General features: G+C 40.4%; 11 protein-coding genes and 1 riboswitch. All 11 genes read right to left on the bottom strand.

What is annotated here, in order from left to right:
* Positions 1-5: 5 nt before the first annotated feature.
* Complete coding sequence (locus tag ATG70_RS07265) at positions 6-1,604, bottom strand: PucR family transcriptional regulator (RefSeq protein ID WP_098443668.1); 1,599 nt, start codon at positions 1,602-1,604, stop codon at positions 6-8.
* A gap of 259 nt (positions 1,605-1,863) precedes the next feature.
* Positions 1,864-2,106 (bottom strand): hypothetical protein, encoded by a 243-nt coding sequence (locus tag ATG70_RS07260; protein ID WP_098443667.1) that lies wholly within the window; start codon positions 2,104-2,106, stop codon positions 1,864-1,866.
* 14 nt (positions 2,107-2,120) lie between these two features.
* Positions 2,121-2,351 (bottom strand): hypothetical protein, encoded by a 231-nt coding sequence (locus ATG70_RS07255; RefSeq protein WP_098443666.1) that lies wholly within the window; start codon positions 2,349-2,351, stop codon positions 2,121-2,123.
* A 4-nt stretch (positions 2,352-2,355) separates the two neighbouring features.
* Positions 2,356-3,837 carry an NCS1 family transporter gene (locus tag ATG70_RS07250; RefSeq protein ID WP_098443665.1) on the bottom strand — a complete coding sequence of 494 codons (1,482 nt, stop codon included), beginning with the start codon at positions 3,835-3,837 and terminating at the stop codon, positions 2,356-2,358.
* Positions 3,838-3,861: 24 nt separating this feature from the next.
* Positions 3,862-5,280, bottom strand: coding sequence for a dihydropyrimidinase (gene hydA / locus ATG70_RS07245; protein ID WP_098443664.1), 1,419 nt, complete (start codon positions 5,278-5,280; stop codon positions 3,862-3,864).
* A gap of 15 nt (positions 5,281-5,295) precedes the next feature.
* Positions 5,296-6,576, bottom strand: a complete 1,281-nt coding sequence (preA, locus tag ATG70_RS07240) for an NAD-dependent dihydropyrimidine dehydrogenase subunit PreA (RefSeq protein ID WP_098443663.1) — start codon at positions 6,574-6,576, stop codon at positions 5,296-5,298.
* 20 nt (positions 6,577-6,596) lie between these two features.
* Positions 6,597-7,958 carry an NAD(P)-dependent oxidoreductase gene (locus ATG70_RS07235; protein ID WP_257147636.1) on the bottom strand — a complete coding sequence of 454 codons (1,362 nt, stop codon included), beginning with the start codon at positions 7,956-7,958 and terminating at the stop codon, positions 6,597-6,599.
* Between the two features lie 83 nt (positions 7,959-8,041).
* Positions 8,042-8,932: a nitrilase-related carbon-nitrogen hydrolase gene (locus ATG70_RS07230; protein WP_098443662.1), complete on the bottom strand. Its 891-nt coding sequence runs from the start codon at positions 8,930-8,932 to the stop codon at positions 8,042-8,044.
* Positions 8,933-9,163: 231 nt separating this feature from the next.
* A complete protein-coding gene (locus ATG70_RS07225) occupies positions 9,164-10,036 on the bottom strand; it encodes a 5'-methylthioadenosine/S-adenosylhomocysteine nucleosidase (protein WP_098443661.1) in 873 nt (290 codons plus the stop codon).
* A gap of 217 nt (positions 10,037-10,253) precedes the next feature.
* A riboswitch (purine riboswitch) is annotated at positions 10,254-10,356 on the bottom strand.
* Positions 10,357-10,519: 163 nt separating this feature from the next.
* The gene (locus ATG70_RS07220; protein ID WP_098443660.1) at positions 10,520-11,260 is read right to left on the bottom strand and encodes an ABC transporter permease; all 741 of its coding nucleotides are present in this window, start codon (positions 11,258-11,260) and stop codon (positions 10,520-10,522) included.
* On the bottom strand, positions 11,257-12,168 hold the full coding sequence (locus ATG70_RS07215) for an ABC transporter ATP-binding protein (RefSeq protein ID WP_098443659.1): 912 nt from the start codon (positions 12,166-12,168) through the stop codon (positions 11,257-11,259). The genes ATG70_RS07220 and ATG70_RS07215 overlap by 4 nt, the downstream gene beginning before the upstream one ends.
* Positions 12,169-12,277: the final 109 nt, after the last annotated feature.

The following is a 12,277-nucleotide window of genomic DNA, read 5'->3' as shown; positions in this document are numbered from 1 at the left end:
CACATTTAGCCCTGCTGTTTTAAATAACTGTATGCATGAATAGCGAATTCGATTGCTAAACGTTTCGGAGAACACATGAAATCTGGGCCAAGCAATTCCTCTAGTTTTTCTAAGCGGTGATAGAGTGTTTGTCTCACTACATAGAGTTGTTCAGCAGTTTCCTTTTTTGAACCATTACAACACATATAGACTTTCAAGGTGTTTAAAAGATTACTATTGTTCTTTACATCATATTCAATAACCGGATCTAAATAATCATACATAAACTCATTTAGCTCTTTTCCTTTTGCCAGGTGGAAGATCATACGATAGATATGAAAGTCGTTGTAATAGGTAACGAGGGAAGGGTTTGTCGGTATCTTGTCATTCATCGTGATGGTTTCAAGCGACGAATCATAGCTTCTGTGCATGTCTTTTAATAATCGGACATGTTTCCCAACCCCAATTTTTTCAACTTCTGGTACGGTTTCTTTCTGTAAAATATCACTTTGTAGAAAACGGTTAAAAGCTTCACGCAATCGTTCTTCCACATTTTCTTCTGTCCGCCTATTTAGTACGATAATGATCAGCTTATTCCGAGTTGTTAACGATAATATAAAAAAACCTTCTTGCTCAAACATCGAACGCATAAGGAGCATGAAATACGTCATTTGAGAAGATGTGTATGAATCATGTGGCTTTTTAAATTTGCATGTACATACATGAAGTCCACGTGGTATGAGTGTTTCGTCTACGTCAACGAGATAGGACAAAATTCGCTCTTCCGTGTGCTTACCTTCAAGCCAGTCATATAACCACTCTGTCTCTAATGCTCGCTTCTTTTCTTCAATATATAGCTCTCGAAGAAGATATTGAGCAATTGCGGTTGCGCTACGATCAAGTAGTAACATGTCATAATCTGAGACGGACGCATGCTGTGCTGGTACAAGGCTAAGGTTTGCAAAATGATAATCCATTGCACGAACGGGTTGAAGTACGAGCCCTTTCCCGTCAGGTTGGATTTTCAGAAAATGCATGAAAGTTTCTCGTTTTTCTTCTGTCGCTTCTGGCACAAAAATAGGCGCTGCTTCTTTTGGATTATAAATAACCTGCATACCTGTTTTTATAGACAATAGCGATAAAATCTTCGTTAAACATCCAGGAAGAAGAAGGAGACGGTTGAGCTCTTGTGAAAATTGTTCGAGATCTGAAATCATTTGATAATGATGGGCAATTAAAAGGGAGTGAAGATCTTGAGTGATATCTACAAAGCGAACTTCTTTTGTAAATACAATGATGGGGAATTGATGTTCATTAGCCAGTTCGATAATTTCTAAGGGGATATGATCCATATATGTACCAATTTCAATACAAAGACCTGCAGCATGACTTTGTATCAATTGTTTTACGATCGAACGAAAAACCTGCACATTATCTTTCCATACAAAGCCAGTCGATAGAATTAATTCTTCTCCATGTAAAAGCTGTTTTACACTCGTTACTTCCATCACGTGCACCCATTTAATTCGTCTAGTTAAGCCCTCTTTACCAGCTATGACAGTAGCATGTTGAAAATGATCTCTTTCTAACACTTCATGGACTGTTAAACTGGTCATTCGCAGCATCCGATCACTTCCTCTTCTGAAGATTATATGATTAATCTAACCATGAAGTTTTGTAATGATGGGGAATTGTGGAAGATTATCTTTCAGTCATCATTTATGTTAGCGCTTACATCTCGTGAGAATAACTTTACTATATCATCAAAATCATTTCTACTTATTCTCTATATTGTGACACAATTAGTCATAATGCCAGATTTTATTTATTTGATATTTGTACGGTATATGAAATTTATATAATAAATAAAAAAACACCGGACAACTATTGCCCGGATTCGACTTCCCATTCATATTCATCTAATAGTTCCATGAGATAATAATACTGTTTTTTACTTCGAAAGTCCGTCTCTTTCCAATTGGATCGAATCCATGACGTTAATTCCGCTGCTGAATTAAATATTTCTCCGCTCGTATCCGCTTTTCTTATCATATAGCGACCGTTTTCCTCATCGATCGTCACTTCACATGGATAGGCGCTATCTTTTGAATACAAGTTGTACTCCATCTCTTCCCTCCTCCTTAGGTAACGGATTGGATCTGTTTTAATAGAAGAGCTGAGAAATATTTTCTCCCATTTGCTGTCTGAATATGAAGAATTTCATTCGAAATTTCACCTGACTTTACGTCCTTTAGAACAAACTCGATGAAGGCTCCACTTAAATTTTCCGTAATTCCATTAATGCGATAGCCACGATCAATAAAATAGTCGATCTTCTCGCGTTCAATTAAGTAATGCTGATGTTCTTTCATCACCTTACCTCCTTTCATCAAGTCCACTACCGACTTCTTGCACAGCTTGAGATTCACTGTCACTTCCGATGATCCAATCACGCCCAACTGTAATGCCGAGATATTTCTCATCACTTGGATCAAGCATTTCTGCTTGTTTGTATTTTTTGAACCACCAGTACTTTGCTAATACGTAATAAGTGCCGGCGCCTACAAGAAAACCGACTAAAAACGAGTAGTTAGAAAGAAAATAAGCAGCTAATCCCCCGATGAACCAGGCGATAAAACCAGCAGCGTTAACACCGTTCATATAGCGATACTGGCCATCTTTCTCATACAAGTCTGGCACATTTACGCGTCTTTTTCGTAAAAGATAATAGTCAGCAAAGAGAATACCAACGATAGCGGATAAGATCCCACCCACGATCAATAGAATAGGGATAAGTATATTAAATAGACTCCAAGGCTGAACAACCGATCCAACAATCCCGGCAATGAATACCCCAGCCCAAAACGGTACTCTTGGACCTCCAACATTTGAAAAAATCGTTGCGGCTGGCACAAGATTTGCAGAAACATTTGTTGACCACTGTGCAAGTACAATCATTAATAGAAGGACACCTAGCACCAAACCTGTCGCGGCTTCTTGTAACGCAACTACTGGATCGTAATTTGATACAGCAATGTAAGACACACCACCGATTACGACCATGAAGGTCTGGGTAATCGGTAACGCAACCATACTTCCGACAAGTGTTCCTTTATTTCTTTTTACCCAGCTTCGTTCAAACTTAGGAGCTTTTATGAAGCGAGAGATCGATGGAATGTCAGCTGAAATCGTTGCCCAAAATCCCATATTACTAAAGATGACGACAAGAAAAGCAGTTACTGCAGCCCCACCTGTTACAGGACTTTCAATCCAAGCCCACACTTCTCTGCCTTGAGAAATGGCTTGTTCTGAAAGAGAAGCGTACATCCAAACCGAAATAATGATAATAACAGGGGCGGCAAGATCTGCGAATCGTTCCACAGCTTTAATGCCAAGCGCTGTATTAACAAGCTGAACAGTAGCAAATATAAGGAAACAGACGAACCAGTTATCAAATCCAAATAGAACGTTTAAAATCGCATTCATCGCGGTTGCGCCAAAGTAAGTGTTGATTCCAAACCAGAATGATGCTGCAAGTCCTCTAACGATTGAGGGTATATGAGTTCCAATCGTTCCAAAAGGCGCTCTCATATAAACGGGAAAAGATAACCCATGTTCAATGCCAATATCACCTATCACCGTAATAAACAACCCAATTCCAATCGTTCCAATAATCGTTGCAACGACGACCCATGTCAGTGATAAGGATTGAACCCCTGCTCCACCAATTGCAAACGCTGCAAGCACAACAGCCATCCCAACCCACATCATGGCAAACCCGCCGGTCCCGATCTTTTTATCCTTATGAGCAATTGGCAAAAGGTCCGGTGATTTTAAATAGCTTTCATCTTTTTTCATTCAGCTATCTCCTTTTTCAGTCTCTTACTGGATCATCATCGGCTTGTCTGTCATATTTGTCGTCTTGCCATACTTTGCTCGTTTCAGATACTGTCCTGAACCCGGTGTTCCAACAAACTGTTTGTTTTTGATAACAAACTCTCCTCTTACTAGTACTGTTTCAGGTTCACCAGTCACTTCCATCCCTTCGAACGCATTGTAGTCAACTGCCATATGGTGAGTGTCGGCAGAAATTTTTCGTTTTGTTTCTGGATTAAAAATGACTAAATCGGCATCAGCTCCAATCGAAATGGTTCCTTTCTTTGGAAATAGCCCAAATAGCTTAGCTGATTTTGTAGAAGTAATATCAACAAATTTGTTTAACGAAATCCTACCTTTTCGAACACCTTCTGAAAAAAGAATGCTAAATCGATCTTCAATCATTGGTCCGCCATTTGGAATTTTTGTAAAATCATCTCTTCCCAAATCTTTTTGACCACTAAAGTCAAAAGAGCACTGATCCGAGCCAATTGTTTCTAGCTGTCCCGTTCTAAGTGCATTCCACAGCGCATCCTGATTCCATTTTTCTCTCAGAGGTGGACTCCATACATATTTTGCGCCTTCGAAGTTAGGTTTCTCTAAGTACGATTGGTCTAAAACAAGGTATTGCGGACACGTTTCTCCATGTATGTCATAGCCTTTCTTTCTTGCTTCCGCAATTTTATCAGCCGCCTCCTGGCAACTTACGTGAACGACATATAATTGAGAAGAAGCGAGTCCTGTTAATTGTGCAGCACGCCCAGTGGCCTCTCCTTCAACTTCCGGTGGCCTTGTAAGAGCATGATAAATCGGCTCTGTCTGTCCTTTTGCTAGCGCTTCTTTTGTTAAATATTCGATAACATCTCCATTTTCCGCATGAACCATGACGAGTGCCCCATGCTCTTTCGCTGCTAAAAGGGTACGATAAAGTGTTTCATCATCTGCTTGAAAGACGTTTTTATAGGCCATAAATACTTTAAAAGATGTAATTCCTTCTTGATTGATCACATCAGGTAATTGATCCAAAACAGCGTCATTTATTTCACTAATCATTAAGTGAAAGCTATAATCGATAACCGATTTATCTTTTGATTTGTCATGCCACGTTTTAATTGCGTGAGAAAGTGGTTTTCCTTTTTCAGTGAGACAAAAATCAATGACCGAGGTTGTTCCACCAAACGCTGCCGCTATCGTTCCAGTTTCAAAATCGTCTTTTGTTACTGTGCCTCCAAATGGCATTTCAAGATGTGTATGGGGGTCAATACCGCCAGGAAAAACATAGCGATCCGTAGCATCAACAACTTCAGCACCCTCCACTTCAATGCTTTTTCCGATAGAAGAGATAACGCCATTTGATATAAGAATATCTGCCTGATACGTTTCACTTGCCGTTACAATCGTTCCATTTCGAATAATTTTTTTCATTTTAAGTCCTCCTATTTACTTGGTAACTTTATGATCTTTAAGGGAACCGATGAGCGATTGACGTTCATTCCAGGTCATCGGTGGCAAGTCACTTTTTAGCTCCACCATATCAATCGCACCATCAACTGGACAGACGATTGAACATAAATTACAGCCAACACAATCTTCTTCTCTTACTTGAAGAATGGCATGTCCTTGTGGATCTTTTAACATATCAATACATTGATGAGAAGTGTCTTCGCAGGCAATGTGACATTTATTGCAATTAATGCAAACGTCATTATTAATCCGCGCGACAACTTTGTAATTAAGGTCGAGGTTTCCCCAGTCTGAAAAGGTAGGAACAGATTTTCCAATAATGTCTTGAACTGAAAGAATGCCTCTTTCATCAAGATACGTAGACAAACCGTCGATAAGATCTTCGACAATGCGGAAACCGTGGTGCATCGCTGCTGTACAAATTTGTACATTGCTTGCGCCCATTAACATAAATTCAATCGCATTCTGCCAATTAGATACGCCACCCATACCAGAAATCGGGACATTAATACGACTATTCCTAGCACATTCACTGACCATGTTTAATGCGATCGGCTTCACGGCAGGTCCACAATAGCCACCATGTGCGCCTTTTCCTCCAACATGCGGAATGGGTCGCCACGTATCAATATCCACTCCAGCAAGACTATTAATCGTATTAATCATGCTCACCGCATCGGCTCCACCCCTAACAGCAGCCTCAGCCGTAGCAGTAATATCCGTAATATTAGGTGTTAACTTAACTATAACTGGTGTTTCAGCCGCTTCTTTGGCCCAATAGGTTTGCTTTTCTACAAGTTCAGGCACTTGCCCGGACGCAGACCCCATTCCTCGTTCAGCCATTCCATGAGGACAACCAAAGTTAAGTTCGAGACCATCGACACCTGCCGCCTCTGTCTTTTTAACAATTTCATGCCATGCATCTTGATTGGGCTCAACCATTAACGAAGCAACTACAGCGTGATTTGGAAATTTTTTCTTCGTTTCATAGATTTCTTTTAAATTCACTTCCAGTGGTCGATCCGTGATGAGCTCAATATTATTAAATCCAGCTACGCGCTGCCCATTAAAGTGAACGGCTGCGTATCTTGAAGAAACATTTAGAATTGGATCCCCTAACGTTTTCCAAACAGCTCCTCCCCATCCTGCTTCAAACGCACGCTGCACTTGATAGCCTGAGTTCGTAGGTGGTGCAGATGCGAGCCAAAATGGGTTCGGTGAAGTAATTCCCGCAAGGTTCGTTCTAAGATCTGCCATCGTTATTCCCCTTTCTCCTCTTAAGCTGAGTACGTTTCTTTTAAACTTTCATGCATATGATAAGCAGCTGTTTTCCCTTGTTGTGCCGCGGAAACAACCATGGCTTCCCCCTGTCCTTTTCCAAAGATCACATCTCCACAAGCATAGATTTTTGGATTGGATGTTTCCATCGTATCAGGGTTAATTAAAATAACGCCGTCGTTATGCGCAATACCAAGATCTTCAATAAAAGAAAGATGACGCTTTTGACCGATCGCCTTTACGATCGCATCGCATTCAATTAAAAATTCAGAGTTCGGAATAGGTTCAGTGCTCCTTCTCCCATCTTCAGCGGCTTCTGAGAGCTTCATTTTAACGCATTTCATTCCTTTTACTTCTCCTGATTCATTTGTGATGATTTCGACCGGCTGGGTTAACCAGCGAAACTCAACGCCATCTTGTTTGGCAAACTCGTATTCAAAATCATAGGCGGTCATTTCTTGTTCGGATCGACGATAAAGAATTTTCACATTTTCTGCTTCAAGTCGAACGGAGCAAGTAGCACCATCGATTGCAGTATTTCCCGCACCAATAACAACAACTTTCTTATTTTTTAAGTGAGTTGGAAATGGTGCGTCTTTCGTCATCTTAACGAGTTCAATCGCATCATAAACGCCCTCCGCATTTTCTCCTGGAATTTGAAGATCAGGGACGTTTGCCATTCCAATTGCTAAAATCACGCGATCATTCGTTGAAAGAAGCTCAGTAAATGGAATATCTTCCCCAATCTTTACACCCGTTTTAATCGTAACGCCTAGTTTTTCAATTTGCTCAACTTCCCATAAAGATATTGCCTTTGGTAAGCGAAATGAGACGATCCCATACGTATCGAGACCCCCTGCTTGCTTTTCAGCTTCATAAACCGTCACACTATACCCAAGTAGAGCAAGCTCGCGAGCGGCAGATAATCCCGCTGGACCTCCCCCCACAATGGCGACGCTCTTACCGTTTGGTTGACCTTCTTTAAATAGGACTTGATCATTTTTTATTGCCCAATCAGTGGCGTACCTTTGAAGGTTTCCGATTAAAATCGGTTTCGTCGAATGATTAAGTACGCAAGCACCTTCACATAGTTCTTCAGTTGGACAAACTCTTGCACAGCTTGCCCCTACTGGATTGGCTGTCATGATTGTTTTAGCGGAACCTTTCATATTACCTGACGCGATTTTCTTAATAAAGGTAGGGATATCAATGCCGGTTGGACACGCCTGGATGCACGGAGCATCGTAACAATAAAGACACCTTTGCGATTCTTGAAACGCTTCCTGGTTCGTGAGCGGTGGTGTGACTTCGGTAAATCGTTTCTGAAGCTCTCGTTGAATCATTGGTTCGCTAGTACTCATATGAGTCCCCCCTATAAATAAAATGAGCTCTGTTCTGCAAGAGCTTTAAACGAAAAAGCAGGTGGCCAAACCACACCTGCTCGCTAAGGTAATAACGACGTCATTTCTCCGTAAGTTTCTGGACGGCGATCACGATAGAATTGCCATGTATCTCGAACTTCACGAATCATCTTTTTATTCACTTCACCGATAATAACTTCATCTTCATCACGCGAGCCCATCGCAACAAAGTTGCCACGTGGATCTACTAAATAAGACTGGCCATAAAATTCTCCCATATTCCATGGCGCTTCAGTCCCGACACGATTAATAGCTCCTAAATAGTAGCCGTTCGCTACCGCATGAGCTGGCTGCTCAAGCTTCCATAAATATTCAGAAAGTCCAGCTACTGTAGCGGAAGGGTTAAAAACAATTTCTGCTCCGTTTAACCCAAGCAAGCGCGCTCCTTCAGGAAAGTGACGATCATAACAAATGTACACGCCAATTTTGCCGAAAGCCGTATCAAACACTGGGTAACCCAGGTTTCCTGGCTTAAAATAATACTTTTCCCAGAACCCGTGTCCGTTGTCCCCAACCGCTACGTGCGGAATATGTTGTTTTCGGTATTTTCCAAGATAGGAACCGTCCGCATCAAGGACAGCTGCTGTGTTGTAATAAGTTGATATGCCTTCACGTTCATAAATAGGTAATACGATCACGATCCCAAGTTCACGAGCAAGTGCTTGAAACCTTACCGTTGTTGGTCCCTCCGGAATTTCTTCTGCAGCGTCGTACCACTTCGTATTCTGCTCTGCACAAAAATACGGTCCATAGAAAATCTCTTGTAAACAAACAATTTGAGCCCCCTTTTCACTTGCTTCTCTTACAAGCTGAATATGTTTTTCAATCGCTTTTTGCTTATGCAGCTCAACCGGTTCGTTGCCATCAACCTCATTTTTTGCCTGAATCAACCCAATTTTCACTGAATCTGACATATGTATAACCTCCCATTCGAGTAATTAACTGAATTTTCTTTCTAATAAAAGTGTAGAAGATTCATTTCTTTGATACACTATACAAAGTGTAAAATGAAATGCACAAAAAACTAGCATACTGTCGCAAGTAGGAAAGTGAGATAGTTTAGAATATAAAAAACAGCTTAAGAAAAGTGCGTCTTACCTTGCACTTATGACTTAAGCTGTTTCTTGTTAAAACACGGCCGTATTCTAGTTATTTCTTATATATTGTTGGACAACTTTGTAAACATATTCCTGATTTGCTTCAGCGGTACTTGGGTTATATTCTCCTCCGTTTACTTTATTATTTGAAAGAATACGAATCCCAAGGAAAGGGACATCGTAGGCTTGAGCGATTTGAGCTCCTGCTGCGCCTTCCATTTCTTCAACGGATGTACCATACTTCTCATGAAACCAATTAATACGATCAATTTCATTATTCCACACGTCTGCAGAACCGATCGTTCCTTCCACAACTTTTCCTTTTTGATAGTCATCTTTTACAGCGTTTGCTGCAGCAAGTAAATCTCGGTCTCCTTCAAAGTAGCGTATATTTTCTGCATCAGGATCTTCTCCTGCGCTACCCTCAGAAGCCATTAAATCCATTGGCTTCCATTCCGTTGGCTTTATACCTTCATCCTCATTCAAATTAACCGTCTTTAGAGACCCGGTGTTCGTCGTTCTTTTGCCTAGAACGATATCAAATACATCTAATTCGGGGTCATGACCACCCGAAGTACCCTGGTTGATAATCGCAAGTGGATTGTACTTCTCGATGGCTACGGCTGTTGCAGCAGCTGTATTTTCCATACCTTTTCCTGTCTTTGCAACAATCACTGGATAATCATCTACCGTTCCTTTATAAAAAACAAATGATCCTGAAGTTTCTTCCGTCACATTTTCTAATCTTTCTGCAAATTTTTCTGCTTCAATTGGCATTGGTCCCTGAACAAGAATGGGACGCTCCGTTGTCTCTTGCTCTGCAGAAGATTCTGATTCAGAGTTACATGCTGACAAAACAACTAGCAAAAGTAAAGTTAGCATCATTGTTGCTACGTATTTTTTAATCACTGGTTTCCTCATGGTTGCTCTCTCCCTAGTATGTAAGTTCGGATATTTTTTAAAATAAACACGATAACCTGACTGACTAACCTTTCTTTTGCTGCTCCCTTCTAGAATACCATTCTCGTATTCGTGAAAAAAAAGTCTGGATGGTGTAATGTTCTACCCTCCAGACCACAAAAGTTCAAGTATAAAAAATAGCTGTCATCTTATTTTTCATTATAAAAACAAAGACAGTTATCAGCATACTTCAACTCGTAGTCCAGTACTTTAACGGGAACCGGGTAGAAACGCTCAGACCATATTTCTGAGAATATACGAGTAAAAATTGATTTAGTTAGTACTTACCTACCATAGCAAACCCATAAGTGAGGTTCAAGTAAAACATGAATATTTTCAAATAAAAACAATAAAACGTTCGTATTTTAAACCGAATCATCAAATTAAAGATGGTTGAAATGAGTAAAGTTTATTTTTTACAACCCTTACCATTTTCGTCTACTGCTACTTTCCGCTCCATCTAAAAAAACGAGAGGCCAGTAGGATTGAAACTACTGAAATTCCTAACAAAATCCCTACTTCAAATCCATATGAGGAAATAGGAGCTTCGTTCCACGTTCCGCGAAGCAAATTAATCACATAATAAAGCGGAAGTAGTTTGGCAACGAACTGAAGCGCTTCTGGCATAAAGGCAATTGGAAAAGTGGCCCCAGATAAAAAAAGCATGACGTTTAAGAAGAGGGAACTAATTGCGGCAGCAGCCTGGGTATTTTTAGCAAGCGATGTAAGGAATAGAGCAAAAGGAAAGAAAGCTAGAATACTAATAACTAAAGCTAGCAGTGTGCTTCCAATATATTCAGGTAAGGAGAGGCCATACATCCACATTCCAAAGACCATCAGTAACACTGCAGAAAAAAAGAAAATAACAGTCCCCTGCACAGTATGCGCTGCGAGAATTTTCCAAGGCTGAAGCGGGGTTGATTGATACCTTCGCAAAACGCCTGTTTCACGGTAGCCAGCAAGAACCGTACCTAAAGTAAAAAAAGAAGTTGTTACAATGTTTACGCCAATCCAAGAAGGAACAAACTGCTCAGCAAAAGTAAGGCCGTTCATTTCATTTCCTACGAACATGGAACCAAAAAGCCAGATCATGACAACAGGAAAAAGAAAGGTCCAAAACACACTTAAACGATCTCGAAAGAACATTTTCGTTTCTAGAATCGCTAACTGCACGACAGCGTTCATTGGCCGACCTCCTCTTCGAGATAGTGTACAAATAAGTCGTCTAAAGTACCTTTCTCGAAATAGAAGTTCGAAAGAGAAATTTCTCGTTCATGACAGATGCGAAAAATATGATAAGCTGTTTCTTGCTGATTTTTACAAAACACGTGAAATAGCCCGTCATTTTCTTCGACTCTTATCACACCTGGTATTGGTTCTATATCCTCAAGTTTTAACTGATGGCTTTCGAAAGTGATATTTTTTGAAATGCTCCCACTTAATAGCTGCTGTGGCTTATCAAGCGCTTTTAATTCACCATGGTAAATCATAGCGACACGGTCGCATAATTTTTCTGCTTCCTCCATGTAATGGGTAGTAATCACAATTGTACAGCCCTGTTTTCTCAATCGTTCAATCAATGACCACATCTCCCTACGTGCATGAGGATCCAGCCCCATACTTGGCTCATCAAGAAATAAGATTTCAGGCTGATGAATCGTAGCGAGTGCTAGCGTGACACGTTGCTTCCAACCTCCTGATAGATCTTCAAAATTTACGTTTAACTTCTCGTGCAGTCCGAGTAATTCAATCAAATGATCCTTTTGACTCGGCCCATCGTAAAATGATGCAAACAATTGAAGCGCTTCCTTTACTTTCATTTTCTTTTGGATCGAAGTGGATTGAAATTGTACGCCAATGCGCTTATTCAATGCGCGCAACTGTTTCGTTGGAACATAGCCTAATACATCAATCGTACCGCTATTAGGTTTTAATATACCTTCAAGCATTTCAAGCGTCGTTGTTTTGCCTGCACCATTAGGACCAATAATGCCGAAGATTTCACCTTTTTTTACGGAGAAAGATAAATCCTTCACTGCAAACACAGAACCATACTTTTTAGATACACCCTCTACTATAATGACATGCTCCATGAAATCCTCCTCTCAAGTGATGCATGATTGCGATATGTAAGTTATATGAGTGATCAATGCCTTTCTTGCTAGAAGAATTCGTATATCCTTCTTCTCTTCATTATTTTTC

This window comes from Bacillus sp. es.036 (assembly GCF_002563635.1).
Lineage (GTDB): Bacteria > Bacillota > Bacilli > Bacillales > Guptibacillaceae > Guptibacillus.
The sequence above is the reverse complement of the archived record's forward strand: the minus strand, read 5'-3'. Positions and strand labels throughout refer to the sequence as shown.